Origin of the sequence: Sphingobacterium mizutaii, assembly GCF_900187125.1 — a bacterium.
GTDB lineage: Bacteria > Bacteroidota > Bacteroidia > Sphingobacteriales > Sphingobacteriaceae > Sphingobacterium > Sphingobacterium mizutaii.
Genome location: NZ_LT906468.1, coordinates 3,932,867 through 3,952,667 on the forward strand (window position 1 = coordinate 3,932,867; position 19,801 = coordinate 3,952,667).

The following is a 19,801-nucleotide window of genomic DNA, read 5'->3' on the forward strand; positions in this document are numbered from 1 at the left end:
AATGTTTAAGTTGATGATTTAATTAATTGATCAAATGCGGGCTGAATATAGGGAAAATTAAACTGAAAGCCATTTTTTAAAGTTAATAATGTTGTTACCGGTACGGTTTCCAATAAGAGTGAGGAATCCACTCCTTTCACGAAGGCACCCATTTTGGCCATAAAAGCAGGCAGTGGCAAACCAAATGAAACACCGCAGGATTGCCTCAATTTTTGCATAAACTCGGCATTGCTCACAGGGTTAGGGCTGCATGCATGATAAATGTCGGCTCGTTGCTCGGATTTGATAATCCAATCGATCAGCCCTACGAAATCAGCCTCATGAATCCAGGAAATTAGCTGCTTGCCATCGCCGACCTTTCCTCCCAAGCCCATTTTTGCCAAAGGATAGAGCTCGGCAAACATCCCTGATCTCTTGCTTAAGATTGGGCTCATCCTCAAGATCAGTTTTTCGGTATGTGGGGTATTGGCCGCCAAAAATGTTCTTTCCCAATCTTGTGCTAAGGTTCCTAGAAAGTCATTGGAATAATCTGTGGAAGTTTCATCCTTTAGACCTATGGCTCCATCGAAAATGGATACCCCAGAGAAATTGATCCAGAGTTTGACCGGATCATTCAATTTCGATATTGCTTCGCCCAGTAACCGGGTTGGAACTATCCTCGAACTTCGGAGTAATTCTTTATTTTTTTTGGTAAATCTCCTATTGATGGAAAGTCCGCAAAGATTGATGAGCACATCTGCTCCTTCCAATTCTTTTTGCCAAGAATCGAGGTTTTCAGCATCCCAATACACAAAGTCTACCTGAGGATGATGTTTGACCATTCGCTTCCGACTCAATACGATGATCTCATGGTCCTGTTCTCTAAATAGACTGATCAATAAACTCCCTAAATTCCCGGTGCCTCCCGCCAATACGATCTTTGCCATAATTAAATTTTTATTTTGATGTGGTAATGGTCCTTCAGTGCTATCCGCGCAGCATGGAATCCACACATCCCGTGAACTCCACCGGCTGGAGGAGTAGATGAAGAACCGATATAAACATTAGGATTGGATGTGCGATAAGGGGTCAAGGATCGAGTGGGCCTGGTGAAAAGCTGCATCACATCCATCTGTCCTGCATTGATATCACCACCGATATAATTTGGATTGTATTGTTCCAACTGCTGGGTATTCATGCATGACCTCGCCAAAATAGTATCCTTAAAGCCTGGAGCAAACCTTTCAATCTGATTTTCGATGGCCTCACTGCGATCCGCAAAGGAGCCATGAGGAACATGGCAATAAGCCCAACCCGTATGTTTTCCTTCAGGTGCTCGGCTAGGATCGAATCTACTTGGCTGTGCGAATAAGACAAATGGCCTTTCCACAAGCTTGCCCTTGAAAGTATCTAATTCATTTTTCGCAATTTCTTCAAAGGTATTTCCAATATGTACGGTTGCTGCCAATTGGCTCCTCTTATCAGTAAAGGGTGTAGGTTCGGACAATGCCCAATCCATTTTATATACCCCCATGCCATAACGATAAGCTTCTAATTGTTTTCTATACCCTTCCTTCAAGTCAAGGCCATTGATCTTTAAGATCTGCTGAGGTGTGAGATCTAGGATCAGAAGCTTATGTTTTGGAAGATCATTGACATCTTCTAGCCAAAAATTAAGCTGCAATTCCCCGCCCAATGATTGGTAATAAGCCAACATGGCATCAGCAATGGCTTGCGATCCACCTACCGGAATCGGCCAGCCTACTTTATGTCCCAAGGTTCCCAATACCATTCCAATCGCTGCTGTACTCAATTTGTTGAAAGGCAAAATGCCATGAGCCACTAGCCCTGACCATAAAGCTTTGGCTTCTACAGTCTGGAATCGATCGGCAATGGCATGTGCACTGCGCAATCCGGATAAACCGAACTTGGCCATTAAAAATGGGTTTTTCGGAATTCTTAGTGGACCAAGCAGGTCTTTGGACAAAGAATCCCAATTTTTGACAAAAGGTTCGAGGAGGGCATCGTAAAATCTGAAATCCTGCCCTAACTCCTGTTGCATCAATTGCATATCCTGATGTAACACAACGGCACGACCTGAATCTAGGGGTTGGGAAACTTGATATTCCGCTGTTTTGAAAGTCAGTCCAAAATCCTCAAGGGGAAGGGAGCGCATAAAGGGCGAGCCCAGAGCCATGGGATGGATTGCCGAGCAGACATCATGTTTAAAACCCGGAAGAGTAAGTTCCTTGGTTCGCATTCCGCCACCTACCGTATCGGCACCCTCGACAATCAAGGTGCTTAGCCCTTGTTTCTGAAGGGTAATGGCAGCGGCGAGTCCGTTGGGTCCGGATCCTATTATGATGGCATCGTAACTTTTCAAATTATCGCTATGAATCTTAAAGTTAAGATAAAGCAATGTGAATTGCTAAAATGAAGGGCTACAAAAAAGAAAAAGCCCCATTGCTGGGGCTTTTAATCATAATCAACCTTTAATACTTAGAAACAGTATTTATTTTCTTCAATTAATTTCTTCGCAATTCTTTGGCGAGCTTCTTTGACATTGAATGGTTGTGCTTTTGTAAAGCGACGTAGACCCACCAACATCATGTTCAACTCATCTCCTTCTGCAAAGGAATTTAATGCTTCTTTACCGGCAGCATTGACTTTGTCAATCGCTCCATATAGATATACTTTAGCCATATCAGCAGCATAGTCTGCATGCTCTCCTGGTTGTGTATGCTGCAATTTTTCTGCACGCAACAACACCGATTCAGCAACATATACATAGCCGATAATGTCAGCGATATTCATCAAGATTTCTTGTTCTTTGGACAAGGACATCATCAGTTTTTGAACCGCAGCGCCAGCAATCATTAAACCAGCTTTCTTCAAGTTGGCAACGATTTTCTTCTCTGCAGCAAATGGAGTTTCATCTTCTGGACCAAAGTCAGGGATAGACATCAGTTCTCCTGCCACTGCTTGAGCAGGACCCATTAGGTCTAACTCGCCTTTCATCGCGCGTTTCAACAACATATCCACCACCAATAGTCTGTTGACCTCATTGGTACCTTCAAAGATTCTGTTGATACGGGAATCGCGGTAAGCTCTTTCCATTGGAGCTTCAGCGGAATAACCCATACCCCCATAGATCTGAACGCCTTCATCAACCACATAATCCAACATCTCTGAACACCATACTTTGATGATAGCACATTCAATGGCAAATAGCTCTACTGATTTCAGTTTCGCTTTTGCTTCATCCATTCCCGAAGCGATCAATGCTTCGTAAGCATCATCGATATTCTGTCCGGCACGGTATGCCGCAGATTCATTCGCGAATAGACGGGTAGCCATTTCTGCCAATTTATAACGGATAGCTCCGAATTTCGAAATTGGCAAATTGAACTGCACGCGCTCGTTAGCATAATTGATCGCAGTGGTCAATACGGCACGTGAAGAACCGATAGTTGCAGCTCCAAGCTTGATACGACCAATATTTAAGATATTTACGGCAATCTTAAATCCGTTCTCTCTTTCAGAAAGCATGTTCTCTACTGGAACAGGGCAGTCATTGAAGAAGATTTGACGGGTTGAAGATCCTTTGATACCCAATTTATGCTCTTCAGGGTTCATGGTGATACCACCGAAATCCTTTTCAACGATAAATGCCGTTAAGTTTTTATCATCATCAATCTTGGCAAAAACGATGAATACATCTGCGAAACCACCATTGGTGATCCACATCTTTTGTCCATTGATCAAGTAATGTGTTCCTTCAGCATTTAACTTTGCAGAGGTACGGCCAGAGTTTGCATCGGAACCTGAATTAGGTTCTGTCAAACAATAAGCAGCTTTCCACTCACCCGTTGCTAGCTTAGGGATATATTTATCCTTCTGTGCATCATTCCCATAATACAAGATTGGTAAGGTTCCGATCCCTGTATGGGCAGATAATGCCACGGCAAAGGAGAATCCCCCACCTACAGCATCAGCCACTAACATGGACGTATTGAAGTTCTTACCGAAACCACCGTATTGCTCAGGAATCGATACGCCCAACATACCTAGCTCACCAGATTTGTCCATTAGGCTCTGCATCAATCCTTCTTCTTGGGCATCGATTCTCTCCAATTTATTGAGAACCTCAGTATCCAAGAAATCAATACAAGTTTGACGGATCATTTTCGCTTCCTCATCAAACTCCTCTGGGATGAAAATATCAGTGTATGGAGTTTCGCGAATTACGAACTCACCACCTTTGATTGCCTTATTTTTTACTTCTTCGCTCATGATATCCTTTTTGATTTAGAATAAGTGAACAAGCACCTTCTTCTGATTTTATATTTTGTTAGTTTAATTTGTCTATAGTAGTTCAAAAATACCTGCAGCGCCTTGTCCTGTTCCCACACACATGGTAACCATACCATATTTCTTGCCTCTGCGTTTCAGTTCGTGCAGCACTTGGACTGTCAGTTTAGCACCGGTACATCCCAACGGGTGACCCAATGCGATAGCACCACCATTCACATTCACTTTTTCTTCGTCCAATCCCAATTCACGAATAACGGCCAAGGATTGTGAAGCAAAAGCTTCGTTCAATTCGAAAAGGTCAATATCCTCTTGTTTTAAGCCAGCTTGTTTCAGCGCCTTTGGAATCGCGTAAATTGGTCCAATACCCATGATGCGCGGTGGCACACCAGCTACTGCGAAGGATAGCAATTTGGCAATTGGCTTCAGGTTTAATTCCTTCATTTTCTTTTCAGAAACCACCAAGACAAAAGCAGCCCCATCTGAAGTCTGTGAAGAGTTACCAGCAGTCACCGAACCTTTGGCATCAAACACAGGTCTCAACTTGCCTAAAGCCTCCAAAGAGGTATCAGCACGAGGTCCTTCATCCGTATCTACCACATATTCTTTGGTTGCGATCTTGCCATCTTTCACATAGTTGTCCTTCACCTTGATCGGAACGATTTCATCCTTAAACTTACCCGCCTTGATCGCTGCAACAGCTTTCTCATTTGATTTTAGGGCAAATTTATCTTGATCTTCCCTGGAAACATGATAATCTTTGGCAACAGCTTCCGCTGTTAGGCCCATTCCCCAGTACCAATCCGGATGTTCTTTAGCCACTACGGCATTCGGAACGATCTTCCAGCCACCGAATGGCATTCCAGACATCACCTCTACCCCACCGGCAATGATCATATCCGCCATTCCAGTTTTGATCTTCGCCACTGCCGTAGCAATGGTTTCCAATCCAGAGGCACAATACCGGTTTACCGTCAACCCAGGAACCTTATCGGTATCCAATCCCATCAAAGAGATAAAACGTCCGATATTAAGCCCTTGCTCTGCCTCGGGCATGGCATTTCCAACGATTACATCGTCAATATCTTCTTTATTTACATTTGGAACCGATGCCATTAAATGCTTAATCACATCCGCCGCCAAATCATCCGCACGCATAAATCGAAATCCTCCTCTCGGAGCTTTCCCAACTGCTGTACGAAATCCTGCTACAATGTATGCTTCCATTTTTTTAAATAGATATTAGATGTGAGATTTGAGATTTGAGATATTGGAAAACCTAAAACCTCACGTTTATTTTAAATATGGAGCCTTTTTGGCTCTCCTTGTTATCCTTGTTTAAGCTTCTTTTGGAAACCGTAAATCATTTTTTGGATTTGAATCAATGAGATATAAATTCTTTCTGCATCTTCTTTAAAAATCATCCCTAGTTTAGACGCTATCAATACCTGCGTTAATAATTCAAAAGACGAACCCGCCGCTACTCCGAGGAAATGGTGAAATTCCTTATCAGAATTTCTCCCAACTCCTTCTGCAATATTCGATGCTATTGAAACAGCAGATCTTTTAATTTGAGAAGATAAACCATACTTTTCATCTGAAGGAAATTTTGAGACTATTTTGTAAATCTCAGTAGATAATTCTATGGCTCTATGCCACACTTTAAGTTCCTCCAGTTTATGCATTTTGATATTCGGTTTCTATCTCAAATCTCATATCTCATATCTCAAATCCCTAAAGACTAATTACGCAAAGGCTTCCCCGTCGTCAACATCGCTTGAATTCTTTCTAGGGTTTTGCGGGTGGCGCAGAGCTCTAAGAAGGCTTTGCGTTCCATGTCTAGAAGGTATTGCTCGTCGACTTCGTTAGGAGCGGATAGGTCTCCGCCGCACATTACCCAACCTAGTTTTTCGGAAATCAGTTTGTCGTGTTCGGAGATGTAGTGTCCGGCTTCCATGGAGGATGCTCCTACGTATACTATTCCGAGACCTTGGTTTCCTAGTACTTTGATGTTTTTGCGATGTGCCGGTTGAACGTATCCTGCGTCGGCTAACTCAAGTGCTTTGGCTTTGGCATCAGCTAATAGGCGAGCACGGTTCATTGTGATGGCATATTTTCCTTCTTGTAAATAACCTAATTCGTAGGCTTCTACGGCTGAAGTCGATACTTTTGCCTGGCCAATGGTCAAGAAACGATCTTTCATAAAGTTTTGATCGATCTGATCAGGGCGGTAATCGTCAGATGCTCTAAGGGCAAATTCTTTGGATCCACCGCCACCTGGGATAACACCTACACCAAACTCAACCAAGCCCATGTATGTTTCGGCATGCAACTGTACAAAGTCGGCATGCATAGAGAACTCACATCCACCACCCAATGCTAATTGAAATGGTGCTGCAACTACTGGAATTGCTGAATATCTCAAACGCATCGAAGTGTCTTGGAACATCTTAACGGCCATGTTCAACTCATCGTAATCCTGCTCAACAGCCATCATAAAGATCATACCGATATTGGCACCAGCCGAGAAGTTCTTGCCATCATTGGAAATAACTAAACCACGGTATTCCTTTTCCGCTAGATCAATTGCTTTATTCAAACCTTGGATGACATCACCACCGATGGTGTTCATTTTGGTATGGAATTCACAGTTAATGATCCCATCGCCCAGGTCGATGATGGAAACGCCAGAGTTTTTCCAGATGGTCTTAGCTTCACGGATGTGGTCTAATACGATCAACTCTTCGGTTCCAGGGATTGGTTTGTAGGATTTGGAAGCAATATCATAATAATGACGAACTCCATTCTCTACTTTATAGAAACTATCAAATCCTGCATCTAGCATATCTTTTACCCATTGGGCAACTTCACCAGACTGTCCAGGAAGACGTTTTTCTTCTTTTTTGATCTTTTCTAGAGTTTCTTTAACACCTAGTGCATCCCATACCTCAAACGGACCGATTTCCCATCCGAATCCTGCACGCATGGCATCATCGATACGGAAGAAATCATCCGTGATTTCAGGCACACGGTTGGATACATATTCAAACAAAGGATAATGCATCGCGCGGAAAAGCTCCGCAGCTTTGTCAGTTCCCTGTTCGTAAACTTTCATGCGCTTACGGATATCTTCAACAGGTTTGGTCGCTTCCAAGGTTGAAGATTTAACTTTTTGTTGCGGACCATAAGTCAGGTCTTTCAAGGTAAGGGAAAGGATTTCAGAATTTCCTTTGTCATCCTTAACTTTTTCGTAGAACCCTTTTTTGGTCTTTTCGCCCAACCATTTGTTCTCCACCATTTTGCTGATGAACTCAGGAAGTACAAATACTCCTTTTGCTTCATCGTTAGGAGCATTTTGCTCTAGACCTTTTGCTACATTCACCAAGGTATCCAAACCAACTACATCCGCTGTACGGAAAGTTGCTGATTTAGGGTGTCCCATAGCTGGTCCGGTATATTTATCGACTTCCTCTACGGTAAGTCCTAATTTTTCGATTAGATGTGTTACGGCCAACATGGAGTAAACCCCAATCCTATTGCCGATAAAGGCAGGCGTATCTTTACATAGTACCACGGTTTTACCTAGCATTTTATCTCCATAAGCTACCAAGAAGTCCACGACTTCTTTTTTGGTATCCTTGGTAGGGATAATCTCCAATAAAGGAAGGTAGCGCGGCGGATTGAAAAAGTGGGTACCACAGAAGTTCTCTTTGAAATCTTGAGAACGTCCTTCTTCCATCAGGTGGATCGGAATACCAGAAGTATTGGTTGTAATCAATGTTCCTGGTTTACGGAACTGCTCAACTTTATCAAAAACAGATTTTTTGATATCCAAACGCTCAACAACCACCTCGATTACCCAATCTGCCTGAGCAATCTTGCTCATATCATCATCAAAGTTTCCTGTTGAAATACGCGTAGCAAAGGATTTGCTATATAAAGGTGCAGGGTTTGACTTGATTGCCGTATCCAGAGATTGGTTCACAATACGATTACGGACAGCAGGGCTTTCCAATGTTAAGCCTTTTGCTTCTTCTGCAGGCAACAGCTCTTTAGGGACAATGTCCAAAAGCAATACCTCTAAACCTATATTAGCAAAGTGGCAAGCAATTCGAGAACCCATTACTCCGGATCCCAATACAGCTACTTTTTTAATATTTCTATTCATATCACGTATATTTTCTAATTTCCTATGGTTCAATTTGTATTACTGGGGAGTAGTTTGTGGCTACTTCATTTATTTTCTTTAAAAACTTGACTAGTGTGGCTTTTTCTTTTTCTGAAAAAGATGTATTTAAATGTTCATTGAATTCCCTGACAACGTCCTTGGCAATCTTCCTTTTCTCTTGGCCCAACTCTGTGAGGTAGACCTTTACCGAACGTTTATCGGTATCACTGGTCTCTCTATATATAAAGCCAAGGGATTCCAAATTGTTTAATACGCGCGATAAGGAGGTGGTCTTGACACCGGTAGAGTTTGCTATCTGTGACACTGGCGTGCCTTCCTTATGGATATTGATCAAAATATAGCCAGCAGCTTGAGTGAAACCATGCTGAGAGGCGATTACATTGTACTTGTTGGCAACTGTTTGCCATGCCGTCTTTAAAAAATAGTCGATGGTATTGTCTTGGCTCATATTCGGGTTTTCTAACATTTATTATGCAAGCATAACAAATTTAAATTTTACAATTGATAAATCAAACTGTTTTGTGATTTTTTAATAAATACTTGACACAATTAGATTATAATAATTCACATTAGGTATTCTGGAACTAAAAATGATAAATGTTGATAACTTTTAAAAACTGTAACTCAAGGTATTACAAATATTACAAAACAGGTTATAAACACTTTTTACTCTTCAATATTATTATTACATTAACTTTGCATCAAACAAAAGAAACATGGCATTAGTAAATATTCCAAGATTAGACTTGACGCACTATACCGAGGGCAGTGCTGAACAACGCGAACAATTTGTTGCGGATATTGGCAAGGCATTCAACGAAACGGGATTCGTAACGATCGCCAACCATGGCCTATCGCATGAACTGATCGATGAGCTCTATAAAGTAGTGAAAGAATTCTTTGACCAACCTGCAGAAATCAAGGATAAATATGAATTCCCTGAACTAGCTGGACAGCGTGGCTATACTTCAAAAGGAAAAGAAAAAGCGAAAGACTCGAAAACTCCGGACTTGAAGGAGTTTTGGCAAAGAGGTCAAACGATCGTTGGTGAAGAATATTCGAAAGTGGATTTCCCGGATAATCCTGAGGTGAGAGAACTACCAAGATTCAATGCTGTAACTGGGGAGATTTACAAAAAATTGGAAGATGCGGGCCGTAACTTGCTGAAAGCAATTGCGACTTACCTGGAATTACCTGAAGATTATTTCGAAAAATTCGTGATCAATGGTAACTCTATCTTACGTGCTATCCATTACTTCCCAATCGAGAACCCTGATGCAATTCCAGCGGATGCGGTACGCGCAGGTGCTCATGAGGACATCAATTTGATTACCCTATTGATCGGTGCTAGCGCAGATGGTTTGGAGGTATTGACGAAAGATGGCGAGTGGTTTGCTATCAAAGCAAAAGGTGAAGATATCGTCGTGAATGTAGGTGACATGTTGCAGCGATTGACCAACAATAAATTAAAATCGACAACCCACCGTGTCGTAAACCCGCCAAGAGAGTTAATGAAAACTTCAAGATATTCAGTTCCATTCTTCTTGCATCCAAAATCAAGCATGAGCTTGGCTTCATTGGATTCATGTATCGACGCAGAACATCCTAAAGCCTACGAAGACTATACAGCAGGCGAATATCTGGATGAGCGATTGAGAGAGATCGGACTTAAAATGTAAGGAGAGATATGAGTATTGAGATATTAGAAATGGTCATACCTAATAGAATTGACCTTTTTCTATCTCAAATCTCATATCTCATATCTATTAATCTCTCCTAAAAAACCCTCACTCCTACTCCAACATTCATAAAGATATTGTGCATATTGAAACTGATGCTTTCGAAGCCAGTTTTCATAATGCTGTTGAAGCCGTAGTCAAATTGTGCGGTCGCATAATAACGTTTTGCAAAGTCATATTTCCCTGCAACGCTCATTCCAACATCTACTTTCCTGATCTGGCTCTTGAAATCGTAAGCGGCATTTACGATTCCGACTCTTTCTCCAGTGGGCACTTCATCACGGATATAGCCATCAGTTGCCATTCCATAGAATTTGCGCTGTACAGCCATGGAAACATAGGGACCAGCTTGAAGGCTCCAGCTTGGATTTAATTGATAGGTCGCCATTACAGGGATGGTGAAGTATAGGTTCTCTACATTGGTGGAGATATCGCCGTAGTAATAGCCTCTAACATTTTGAGAAGGATCTTCATCCGCATTAAATGTGGTTTTGTAGCCCTTAACGGTAGCCTCTGTCTTCATTCCTTTTCCTTCAAAGATCAGTCCTGAGCGAATGCCCCATTTATCATCGATGCCATAAGCAACTTTCACTCCTACGAAGAAAGGCAAAGCAGGTTTGAAACCATTGATCTTGCGGATTTCTACGGGCAAGCCCAAAGGAGAGGCTCCACCAATCTTAGTTCCTAGCTCAGCATCTACTCTAAATTTTCCTTGTTCTAATGCTTGCGCATTTAGGTTCAAGGCAAAAAATAAACCTAATACACTCAATAGAGCGTATTTTATCTCGATTTTACTTAATCTCATTATCTTACGTTGATTTTCACTTCATCTACAATTAACTTACTTCCAACAGCTCCTTGGAAAATTGCTCCATTTTTGCTGGAAGAAAGCACTACGGCAATGCTATAACGGTATGCGTCGGCATCTCTTTGGCTATATTCTTTCTTGAATTCAAATGGGAGATCAAACTTCACCAAGCCATCCCCTTTTGTTGCAGAAGTTTCCTTCAGTTGTGCAAGGGCGATGATATGCGGACTAGTCAACACATCTTTGTCATTCAACCAAGTTCTTCCTGCATCCACTTTATCATTTGCAGTAGCTTGCATTAAGGCAACACGATCAAATAATACCGCATAGATATCGCATTCATCAGTTACATTCACTTCTTTGCCATTCATGTCAATTACTTTCTTACCAGGCTCATATTTATAATAACCTGTCATAGAAACCGGGATCTTATTGAATGGAAGACCAAAACGGGTTTGGATATCAATGATACTTTTCGTGAACATGGAACCAATAAACAAGTTACCGGCTGCTATAGGTTTCTTAACCAACGAACCCAAGAAACCAGTAGATTTAGTTTCCAAATAAGCGGCGTATTTACCTGATTGCACATATTTTGCATCATCGGTGGCTTGTGTTGGGTAAGATTTTTCAGTAGGATTCGAACCAGCGGTCAAGGCAAAACCCGAGTTTCCGGAAGCCCAAAGTTCTTGCTGGATACCTTCGACATCCTCATAGAAATAAATCCACTTCTTCTGCTCATCATGCTTGAATAGTTCAAAATCGAACTTTTCAGGAACCGAAGACTCCAATAAGGTCACGGAATACTGTTTTGTGTACTGTCCATCTTCCGATGTAACCTCATAAAATACAGGGGCAGAAAAATCTTGGACAGAGCCTGCAGCAGGTTGAGAAGTAGCGCCAGGCGTTAGGTCAAAATCAAGAGCGAATTCCTTTAGATCCACTTTCCCAGGTTTGACATAGATTACAACATTTCTGTTGTTGATGATAGGTTTGACATTAATCAAACTATCGGCGATAGAAACCTGAGTAATATCAGCTTCCATGTTTTTCGCCTCGTCTTTAATACAGCTTGAAATAAAGAACACGCCCCCCAATAGGGCCCAAATAAATTTTGATTGCGGCATGTTTTTAACTTACGTATAGTAGATATTCAAATGGGTAGATATCCAAATGATTGGCAAAGATAGAATTATTTGACCCGTTTCGATTATTTCCGCCAACTATATTACCGTTTGATTCATCTTTTTTACATTAAAAACATGATTCATCATTTCATTCCATAGGTTCATCACAAAAATTTAGGGGCCATCAAATTCTTCAATATTATTGTGTTAGGAATAAACAAAGGCAGAAAATTGAAAAGCTATGATGTTTTATTATCTAATCCGATTATTGACCAGCATATTTGAATTGAACTACCAAAACCAGGCACCTGAGGCACCCTTTCATCCCATTGAATCCTATTTCAATTTACAGGAAGAGTATTCTCAAGGAATCATTCAACTTATAGATCCCAATCTGGAAATCTTGCCAAATCAGCAGCATGAGTTTCTCAATTTTCCGATTCTTTCGGTCAATTATTCTCAAGAAAAAACCGCTTTAGGCTAATACTATTTTCTTTTTTATAATTTTATAATTCGATTATGAATGTAAGCAGCACTAAATCCAACCATAAAATGACCTTCAGGAGATTCATTACTGAATTCCTTTTTGTTATCGGGATGTCTATAGTATTCTTTATAATCTCACTTACCATACACAGACATTTGGCCATTTTATTCCTTTACGCCCCATTTGGCTACTTGATCTATGCTTTGAACAACTTTTCCTTATTGGAGCTATTGGTCAAAAAGAAGATCACTAAAGTGGAGTATGTATTGATAAGCATATTAAGTGCAATCCTTATTTTCATCCCATTCCTGATCCTCGTGCAACTTATTCATGGTCGCTACAGCGACAAGATCCTGTTTGTTGGGGCTTTATTTGCCTCAGTAGTGATTCTGGCGACTTATCTCTACTTTTTTCGGTATCGAGCTGACAAAAAGACCATCGACTACCTGCGAAAAGACTTGGGCAAGACCGCAGCAGAATACAAATTGATGCAATCACAGGTTAACCCTCATTTTCTGTTCAATGTAATGAATAGCATCTATGGGATAGCTTTGCAGGAAAATGCTAGCCGTACTGCCGACTCCGTGCAACGACTGAGCCAAATGATGCGCTTTCTGATCTTCGAAAACCAACAGGATCAAATCCCCCTTTCTCGCGATTTGAGCTACCTGAAAGAATATATCGCGATCCAAAGCCTAAGGACAGAGAATGTGCCTAACGTCAAGATTGAGCAGGATATCATTGACAGCCTGGACAGTCTGTATATTGCCCCTATGCTCCTGATCCCCTTTGTGGAAAATGCTTTCAAGCATGGCATCAGTATGAGTAAACCTTCCTGGATCAAGGTCAATGCGGATGTCGTTGATGGCCAATTGAAGTTCTCCGTTTACAATAGCATCCACAAAAGTACAGGGACCGACCTGGAAAGGACTAAATCCGGAATAGGATTAGAAAATGTAAAGTCCAGATTGGACCTAACCTATCCAGACCGCTATATGCTTGTGATGGAACAAAACCAACAAGAGTATTTTGTGTTTCTGACGATTGATCTCGATGAAGTCCCACATTCGGAAATAGCATCCAAAATCAACGAAAATGATTAAAGCCATTGCCATAGATGATGAACCGATTGCACTAGATATCATTAGAAGATATGCTGATCAGATTCCGTACCTGAATTTAGAAAAGCAATTCTTGAATGGACTAGAGGCTAAAGAATATCTTCAACAAAATGAGGTGCAATTGCTGTTCTTGGATGTACGTATGCCCGACATCAACGGAATCGACCTTTTCAAAGGCTTAGAAGAAAAACCACTTGTGATTTTCTCTACTGCCTATTCTGAATATGCCCTATCTGGATTTGAGCTGGAGGCATTAGATTATCTACTGAAGCCCTATACCTTCGATCGCTTTGAAAAGGCAGTGGTAAGGGCAAAAGAGCTTTTGGAACTGAAGGGTGCCATCGACAATAACCCGACCTTATTTGTCAAGGATGGGTACCAAATGATTAAGATTGATTTAAAGGAGGTTTTTGCCCTTCAAGCCGTTGGCAATTATATTAGGTTTATTCTGGAAGGTCGTGAGGTCTTAGCCAGGATGACCATTAAGGAATTTTTATCCGAATGGGCTGATGATTCCTTTTTACAGGTCCATCGATCTTATATCATCAACATGAACAAGATCAATAAACTCGACCGTCATTCTATCTGGATAGAAGACAGGGAGATTCCAATTGGCGGAAGTTATCTGGAAGAAGTAAAGGAAAAGTTTAGGCTTTAGCAATCTATCAGGCCAATTTTTCGCGATCTTTCTTAGGCAATCCTTGTACGATTAGCTCATAACTATGGTCGATAAGTTCAAATAGTTTTTGGTCATTCAGTTGCCTGTTTGCATGTACCGTATTCCAATGTTTTTTATTCATATGATAACCAGGTAAAACCGTATGTTCGTATTTCTCCCTTAATTCAACCGCATACTCAGGATCACACTTCACATTGAAGCTAAGTTGATCTACCTGATCCAATCCCACCAGAAGAAAGACCTTCCCCAAAACCTTAAAAACCAAAGTATCCGGTCCAAATGGAGTTTCCTCTGTGCTTTCCCTTTTTGCAATGCAATAATCCCTAAGCTCTTCGATGTTCATGGGTAGTAGTATTTAGTATTTAGTTAAAACAAAATAATGATTTATATCCATATTTATCCATCCCCAAGGTCTAAATACTAAATACTTCCTACTAAAATACTAAAAAAGGAGTTGCCCATTTCCAGGCAACTCCTTTTTCAATATAAGGGGTAAACTTAATGTTTTATTTAACCTCTTCGAAATCTACGTCTTGCACGTCATCAGCGCCACCACCTTGGTTTCCGCCATTGTTTGCTTGACCAGCATCACCTTGAGCTTGTTGTTGACCAGCTCCTTGTTGCGATGCAGCGTACATTTCTTCAGATGCAGCACTCCATGCAGCATTTAATTCAGTAGATGCAGTTTCGATTTCTGCGAAGTTTTTGTCAGCATGTGCTTTTTTCAACTTCTCTAGACCAGATTCGATAGGTGCTTTTTTATCCGCAGAGATTTTATCGCCATATTCTTTCAATTGTTTTTCAGTTGAGAAGATCAAGGCATCAGCAGAGTTCAATTTATCTACTTCCTCTTTTACTTTTTTATCCGCTTCCGCATTTGCTTCTGCTTCTTGTTTCATTTTCTTAACTTCTTCGTCAGATAGACCTGAAGAAGCCTCGATACGAATATTTTGCTCTTTACCAGTAGCCTTGTCGATTGCTGAAACTTTGATGATACCGTTCGCATCGATGTCGAATACTACTTCAATTTGAGGGATTCCACGAGGTGCAGGAGGAATGTCTGTCAATTGGAAACGTCCTAAAGTACGGTTCTGAGCAGCCATTGGTCTTTCACCTTGTAATACATGGATCTCAACAGATGGTTGATTGTCTGACGCGGTAGAGAATACTTCTGATTTACGAGTAGGGATAGTTGTGTTGGCCTCAATCAATTTGGTCATTACACCACCCATAGTTTCAATACCTAAAGAAAGTGGAGTTACATCTAATAACAACACGTCTTTTACTTCACCAGTCAATACCCCACCTTGGATTGCAGCACCTAATGCTACTACCTCATCTGGGTTAACACCTTTTGAAGGTTCTTTTCCAAAGAATTTCTTAACAGCATCTTGGATTGCTGGGATACGAGTTGAACCACCTACTAGGATTACTTCGTCGATATCAGAAGTATTGAATCCTGCATTTTTCAATGCTGTACGGCAAGGTTCGATAGTGCGTTCGATAAGTGGACCTACTAAGCTTTCAAATTTAGCACGTGATAAAGAACGAACTAAGTGCTTAGGACCAGATCCATCTGCAGTGATATATGGTAAATTGATCTCTGTAGAAGTAGTGCTTGACAACTCGATTTTCGCTTTCTCAGCAGCATCTTTCAAACGTTGCAATGCCATTGGGTCTTTTCTCAAGTCCAATCCACCGTTTTCGTCTGCAAACTCATCAGCTAACCAGTTAATGATTGCGTTATCAAAGTCATCACCACCTAAGTGCGTATCACCATCAGTAGATTTTACTTCAAATACACCATCACCTAATTCCAATACTGAAACGTCATGGGTACCACCACCACAGTCAAAAACAACGATTTTCATGTCTTTTTCTGCTTTCTCAAGTCCATACGCTAATGCTGCTGCTGTAGGCTCGTTGATGATACGTTCTACTTTCAAACCTGCAATCTCACCAGCTTCTTTAGTAGCTTGACGCTGTGCGTCATTAAAATAAGCAGGTACAGTAATTACTGCACGAGAAACTTCTTGTCCTAAGTAATCCTCTGCAGTTTTCTTCATTTTCTGAAGAATCATTGCTGAGATTTCTTGAGGAGTATATTTACGGTCGCCAATTTCAACACGTGGAGTATCATTGTCGCCTTTTACTACTTTATAAGGAACTTTATCGATTTCGCCTTTAGCTTCATTATATGTAACCCCCATGAAACGTTTGATCGAGTAGATCGTGTTCTGTGGATTTGTGATGGCTTGACGTTTTGCTGGATCACCAACCTTGCGTTCCCCGCCTGCTACGAATGCAACAACTGAAGGAGTTGTACGCTTGCCTTCGTTGTTTGCAATAACTACCGGCTCATTACCTTCCATTACGGCTACACATGAGTTGGTAGTTCCTAAGTCGATTCCTATAATTTTTGACATATCTTGTTGTGTTTTCTTTAATGTTTAATGATTACTTATTCTTTATTAACAACGCTTATGCCAAACGGTTTTATCTGCCTTTGTCATTCCAAAGTCGGAAAAATCTGCAAGGATTTGTCATTTGAGCGTGACATTCTGTCATTTTTTCTCAAATATTGGAAATATATGTATTTTTGGAAAAATTAATCCAACATGACTTTTGACGAATACCAGAGTTACTTCGAGGATATCTTAAACAATACCGAAAAACACGAAGCATACTCATCTAACCCTGACTATTTAAGTTACTCTAAACTCAATTGGTCCAGAATGAACAGATGGTTGAAAAAATTTGAACCATCAGCAGAAATGAAAGTATGCATTGAAAACATCAAAGATCCACAACACTGGATCTTAATCACTGAACCTTGGTGTGGGGATGCAGCACACTCCGTAGCTCAGATCTATAAAATCGTAAAGGACAATCCTTTTATTGACTTAGATATCCAGCTTCGCGATACTGAACCTTATTTAATCGACGATTATTTGACCAATGGAGGAAAATCCATTCCAAAATTGATCATCCGCAATGATGTAGGGCATGATAAAGTGGTTTGGGGACCACGTCCAGATGCACTTCAAGAAATCTTCGAAACGCAAAAAGCTGAAGGTAAATCGATGGAGGAAATCAAAGAAAATATCCAAAGATGGTACAACGAAGATAAAGGCGTTGAAATCCAAAAAGAATTGACAAAATTATTGTCTGAATAAAAAAAAGCTGCGTTTGCAGTAGTCATGGTCGGAAGAAATTCCGACCATTTTTTATGTTTTAAAAACTTTACCTGGGTCGCCTCCTGCAAATATGATTAGAATAGCAGTTATCATATCCCGGAGCTCCATGGCTATTCGTCTTTTAGCGGTTTTGTAGCCCACATTATTGGCTTTTTTGTAGATCAACAAAAGCATCGCTGCAATCATTGTCATATAGACCATCACTTCAATCCCGTTCTTGTTCATTGAAACCAGGTGACTTAGGTTGAGTTCCTGTTTCAGGAACCTGAAAAACACTTCAATGTCCCACCGCTTTCTGTAATAATCAGAAATTTCCTTGGCAGAGAGTTTAAATTCGTTGGTCAGAAACCAGAATTCTTTGTTCGTTTTTTGGTTCCTGATGACCACCAAACGGAATAAGGTTTCTACTTTCTCTTGCCGGTAATGCAGTTTGCCCCGTTTGTTCTGGACGGGGCTTCCAGTGTAAAGCTTTACCTTGCTGTCTTTCAGCACTTCCCAATCATCCCATTTGGGAGATTCTTTCTCGTCAAGAAATGATTCAATCTCTTCAAATTTTCTGTTATCTTTCGAACGAATGATGAATTTCACAGACCCTTCCTCAAATTCTTTCATTGACCGTGTTGATTGCAGGCCCCTGTCCATGACATAAACATTGCCGTGATGCTCTTCTTTTCTTACTTGTTTTAAAACAGCTTCCGGGAGTGCGGACTCTTCGGAAGAGTATTTCTGGCCTGTAAATACCTCTACTCCCGAAGGTAAGATGCCATCAAATGAAAAACTGAATTTCACTAATTTCTTGCCGCTTTTCTGGTCAATCCCCTCTTTTAACTTAGAGCAGGCATCGGCAACAATAGTGCTGTCAACTCGTATCAGGTTGTACTTGGCTATCTCCGTTTTATTATAAGATTTCGCAAGCCGCAAATACATCTGCTCATAGATTTCTTTGAAATAACTGGGGTCGATCTTGGAAAGTCTCTCGGAGATAGAACTCCTGCGAACTTTTTCTTCTTCCCCCAATCCAAACAGGGCCTTAAAGCCGCTGCTGTTAAAAGTGTCCTCAAGTGTCCTCTGGCTCAATCTATCGTTGTCAAAGACGCAGAATAAAAGCAGATAGAACATTTTCCTCCCATGGAGCACTTTACTATAGTGGTCAACATTGGTGGTCGCTGAAAGATGGCTTAAAAGCGCCTCGGGAATGAAATCCAGAACCTGACTAAGGGAAACTTTGTGGTCATTGAATACTGACATAAATGTTTGATTATCAGTATAAACATACAAAATTTAAACGACAAAAACAAGTTAATTATTTGATTATCAGGTAATTGTAAAATTATTTTTTGCACATATAAAAAACAAAAAAGTCGGAAGAAAATCTTCCGACCATGACTACGTTTGCAGCTTTTTTTTATTCAGACAGGACCAATCCAACCTTAATCCCTATAGTGCCTCAAAATCCCTTTATCAAAGACAGTCCACAGACCTGAAGGCATCCCCGACTTTTTCAAAGCAGCATTCGTCCAAGTATTACAAGAATAAAATAAACTATAGGCTCCCTTCGCTTCATAAAAAGCATCATCAGGACCATATTGCGCATCCGTCTCAATCAAAATAGGTTTTCCATCTTTGCCCAAATCGAGCGAATTCAACACATAAGTTTTTAAGATTTTGTATTGATTACTATCGATCTGAACCTTATAACACAGATCATCTTCAACCATATTCTTATAATAAGTGACGTGCAGAGCAGTCTCTCCAATCCCAAATCCTGCTACCAAGGCCGTCTTTAAAGTCAAATCCTTCCATTCCGGTGTATTCAGATAAAAACCCTTATCTCCCCAACCTATTGAAACGAATTGTTGGTTCATGTCCTTGCCCTTACTGTTTTCAATGGGGAATATCTCCGTCCAGTCTTGTAATTCATTCCGAATAGGGAGAACAATATCGGTATGCACATCATTGGAAAGCACATAGACTGTAATATCCTTCTTTTCGCCTTTACCATCCGCATTACCTGCAGGAATCCTGGATAAGATATAATCCGAAGCAAAGTAAAGACCTGCAAACACGATTAATCCAATAAAAACATAGAGAAGGCTCATCATAACTTTCTTCATCATAGATCGATTAAAGAAATAAAGATATCAATATTGTGGAAAAACAAATG

Annotated in this window: 18 protein-coding genes; 5 read left to right on the plus strand and 13 right to left on the minus strand. The window is 40.7% G+C overall.

What is annotated here, in order from left to right; translation table 11 throughout:
* Positions 1 to 5 precede the first annotated feature (5 nt).
* From CKW03_RS17050 to CKW03_RS17080, 7 genes are all read right to left on the minus strand, one after another.
* On the minus strand, positions 6 to 926 hold the full coding sequence (locus tag CKW03_RS17050; RefSeq protein WP_093101507.1) for a TIGR01777 family oxidoreductase: 921 nt from the start codon (positions 924 to 926) through the stop codon (positions 6 to 8).
* A 2-nt stretch (positions 927 to 928) separates the two neighbouring features.
* Positions 929 to 2,362: a phytoene desaturase family protein gene (locus CKW03_RS17055; protein WP_197700945.1), complete on the minus strand. Its 1,434-nt coding sequence runs from the start codon at positions 2,360 to 2,362 to the stop codon at positions 929 to 931.
* Between the two features lie 116 nt (positions 2,363 to 2,478).
* The gene (locus CKW03_RS17060; protein ID WP_093101509.1) at positions 2,479 to 4,272 is read right to left on the minus strand and encodes an acyl-CoA dehydrogenase FadE; all 1,794 of its coding nucleotides are present in this window, start codon (positions 4,270 to 4,272) and stop codon (positions 2,479 to 2,481) included.
* Positions 4,273 to 4,344: 72 nt separating this feature from the next.
* Complete coding sequence (locus CKW03_RS17065; protein WP_093101510.1) at positions 4,345 to 5,517, minus strand: acetyl-CoA C-acyltransferase; 1,173 nt, start codon at positions 5,515 to 5,517, stop codon at positions 4,345 to 4,347.
* A gap of 101 nt (positions 5,518 to 5,618) precedes the next feature.
* Positions 5,619 to 5,975, minus strand: coding sequence for a four helix bundle protein (locus tag CKW03_RS17070; protein ID WP_093101512.1), 357 nt, complete (start codon positions 5,973 to 5,975; stop codon positions 5,619 to 5,621).
* A 56-nt stretch (positions 5,976 to 6,031) separates the two neighbouring features.
* Entirely contained in the window at positions 6,032 to 8,458 is a 2,427-nt protein-coding gene (locus CKW03_RS17075) for a 3-hydroxyacyl-CoA dehydrogenase/enoyl-CoA hydratase family protein (RefSeq protein WP_093101513.1), read from the minus strand.
* Positions 8,459 to 8,480: 22 nt separating this feature from the next.
* The gene (locus CKW03_RS17080; protein WP_093101528.1) at positions 8,481 to 8,927 is read right to left on the minus strand and encodes a MarR family winged helix-turn-helix transcriptional regulator; all 447 of its coding nucleotides are present in this window, start codon (positions 8,925 to 8,927) and stop codon (positions 8,481 to 8,483) included.
* A gap of 268 nt (positions 8,928 to 9,195) precedes the next feature.
* Here CKW03_RS17080 and CKW03_RS17085 point away from each other — a divergent pair, with 268 nt between their 5' ends.
* Complete coding sequence (locus tag CKW03_RS17085; protein ID WP_093101515.1) at positions 9,196 to 10,158, plus strand: isopenicillin N synthase family dioxygenase; 963 nt, start codon at positions 9,196 to 9,198, stop codon at positions 10,156 to 10,158.
* 97 nt (positions 10,159 to 10,255) lie between these two features.
* Here CKW03_RS17085 and CKW03_RS17090 read toward each other — a convergent pair whose 3' ends face one another.
* Both CKW03_RS17090 and CKW03_RS17095 read right to left on the minus strand, forming a co-directional pair.
* Entirely contained in the window at positions 10,256 to 11,023 is a 768-nt protein-coding gene (locus CKW03_RS17090; RefSeq protein WP_236736591.1) for a porin family protein, read from the minus strand.
* Positions 11,023 to 12,153 carry a PCMD domain-containing protein gene (locus CKW03_RS17095; protein ID WP_093101516.1) on the minus strand — a complete coding sequence of 377 codons (1,131 nt, stop codon included), beginning with the start codon at positions 12,151 to 12,153 and terminating at the stop codon, positions 11,023 to 11,025. Before CKW03_RS17095 ends, CKW03_RS17090 begins: the two co-directional genes overlap by 1 nt.
* Before the next feature lie 241 nt (positions 12,154 to 12,394).
* Here CKW03_RS17095 and CKW03_RS17100 point away from each other — a divergent pair, with 241 nt between their 5' ends.
* From CKW03_RS17100 to CKW03_RS17110, 3 genes are read left to right on the plus strand one after another with little or no spacing between them, the layout of a single operon-like run.
* Complete coding sequence (locus CKW03_RS17100) at positions 12,395 to 12,637, plus strand: hypothetical protein (protein WP_095067905.1); 243 nt, start codon at positions 12,395 to 12,397, stop codon at positions 12,635 to 12,637.
* A 35-nt stretch (positions 12,638 to 12,672) separates the two neighbouring features.
* On the plus strand, positions 12,673 to 13,743 hold the full coding sequence (locus CKW03_RS17105) for a sensor histidine kinase (protein WP_093101519.1): 1,071 nt from the start codon (positions 12,673 to 12,675) through the stop codon (positions 13,741 to 13,743).
* Complete coding sequence (locus CKW03_RS17110; protein WP_093101521.1) at positions 13,736 to 14,419, plus strand: LytR/AlgR family response regulator transcription factor; 684 nt, start codon at positions 13,736 to 13,738, stop codon at positions 14,417 to 14,419. The genes CKW03_RS17105 and CKW03_RS17110 overlap by 8 nt, the downstream gene beginning before the upstream one ends.
* Positions 14,420 to 14,426: 7 nt before the next feature.
* Here CKW03_RS17110 and CKW03_RS17115 read toward each other — a convergent pair whose 3' ends face one another.
* Both CKW03_RS17115 and dnaK read right to left on the minus strand, forming a co-directional pair.
* The gene (locus CKW03_RS17115) at positions 14,427 to 14,783 is read right to left on the minus strand and encodes an MmcQ/YjbR family DNA-binding protein (protein WP_093101522.1); all 357 of its coding nucleotides are present in this window, start codon (positions 14,781 to 14,783) and stop codon (positions 14,427 to 14,429) included.
* 163 nt (positions 14,784 to 14,946) lie between these two features.
* On the minus strand, positions 14,947 to 16,866 hold the full coding sequence (gene dnaK, locus CKW03_RS17120; protein WP_093101524.1) for a molecular chaperone DnaK: 1,920 nt from the start codon (positions 16,864 to 16,866) through the stop codon (positions 14,947 to 14,949).
* 192 nt (positions 16,867 to 17,058) lie between these two features.
* On the opposite strand from dnaK, the gene CKW03_RS17125 reads away from it, so the two are divergent.
* A complete protein-coding gene (locus CKW03_RS17125) occupies positions 17,059 to 17,616 on the plus strand; it encodes a thioredoxin family protein (RefSeq protein ID WP_093101525.1) in 558 nt (185 codons plus the stop codon).
* Between the two features lie 51 nt (positions 17,617 to 17,667).
* Here CKW03_RS17125 and CKW03_RS17130 read toward each other — a convergent pair whose 3' ends face one another.
* The gene (locus CKW03_RS17130; protein WP_095067887.1) at positions 17,668 to 18,885 is read right to left on the minus strand and encodes an IS4 family transposase; all 1,218 of its coding nucleotides are present in this window, start codon (positions 18,883 to 18,885) and stop codon (positions 17,668 to 17,670) included.
* 182 nt (positions 18,886 to 19,067) lie between these two features.
* A complete protein-coding gene (locus tag CKW03_RS17135) occupies positions 19,068 to 19,754 on the minus strand; it encodes a TIGR02117 family protein (protein ID WP_236736571.1) in 687 nt (228 codons plus the stop codon).
* Positions 19,755 to 19,801 lie beyond the last annotated feature (47 nt).

Bases quoted from the DNA above. Each gene is read 5' to 3' on its own strand.
- CKW03_RS17050 (WP_093101507.1), bottom strand. From the start codon at position 926: ATGGCAAAGATCGTATTGGCGGGAGGCACCGGGAATTTAGGGAGTTTA.
- CKW03_RS17060 (WP_093101509.1), bottom strand. From the start codon at position 4,272: ATGAGCGAAGAAGTAAAAAATAAGGCAATCAAAGGTGGTGAGTTCGTA.
- CKW03_RS17065 (WP_093101510.1), bottom strand. From the start codon at position 5,517: ATGGAAGCATACATTGTAGCAGGATTTCGTACAGCAGTTGGGAAAGCT.
- CKW03_RS17070 (WP_093101512.1), bottom strand. From the start codon at position 5,975: ATGCATAAACTGGAGGAACTTAAAGTGTGGCATAGAGCCATAGAATTA.
- CKW03_RS17075 (WP_093101513.1), bottom strand. From the start codon at position 8,458: ATGAATAGAAATATTAAAAAAGTAGCTGTATTGGGATCCGGAGTAATG.
- CKW03_RS17080 (WP_093101528.1), bottom strand. From the start codon at position 8,927: ATGAGCCAAGACAATACCATCGACTATTTTTTAAAGACGGCATGGCAA.
- CKW03_RS17085 (WP_093101515.1), top strand. From the start codon at position 9,196: ATGGCATTAGTAAATATTCCAAGATTAGACTTGACGCACTATACCGAG.
- CKW03_RS17090 (WP_236736591.1), bottom strand. From the start codon at position 11,023: ATGAGATTAAGTAAAATCGAGATAAAATACGCTCTATTGAGTGTATTA.
- CKW03_RS17095 (WP_093101516.1), bottom strand. From the start codon at position 12,153: ATGCCGCAATCAAAATTTATTTGGGCCCTATTGGGGGGCGTGTTCTTT.
- CKW03_RS17100 (WP_095067905.1), top strand. From the start codon at position 12,395: ATGATGTTTTATTATCTAATCCGATTATTGACCAGCATATTTGAATTG.
- CKW03_RS17105 (WP_093101519.1), top strand. From the start codon at position 12,673: ATGAATGTAAGCAGCACTAAATCCAACCATAAAATGACCTTCAGGAGA.
- CKW03_RS17110 (WP_093101521.1), top strand. From the start codon at position 13,736: ATGATTAAAGCCATTGCCATAGATGATGAACCGATTGCACTAGATATC.
- CKW03_RS17115 (WP_093101522.1), bottom strand. From the start codon at position 14,783: ATGAACATCGAAGAGCTTAGGGATTATTGCATTGCAAAAAGGGAAAGC.
- dnaK (WP_093101524.1), bottom strand. From the start codon at position 16,866: ATGTCAAAAATTATAGGAATCGACTTAGGAACTACCAACTCATGTGTA.
- CKW03_RS17125 (WP_093101525.1), top strand. From the start codon at position 17,059: ATGACTTTTGACGAATACCAGAGTTACTTCGAGGATATCTTAAACAAT.
- CKW03_RS17130 (WP_095067887.1), bottom strand. From the start codon at position 18,885: ATGTCAGTATTCAATGACCACAAAGTTTCCCTTAGTCAGGTTCTGGAT.
- CKW03_RS17135 (WP_236736571.1), bottom strand. From the start codon at position 19,754: ATGATGAAGAAAGTTATGATGAGCCTTCTCTATGTTTTTATTGGATTA.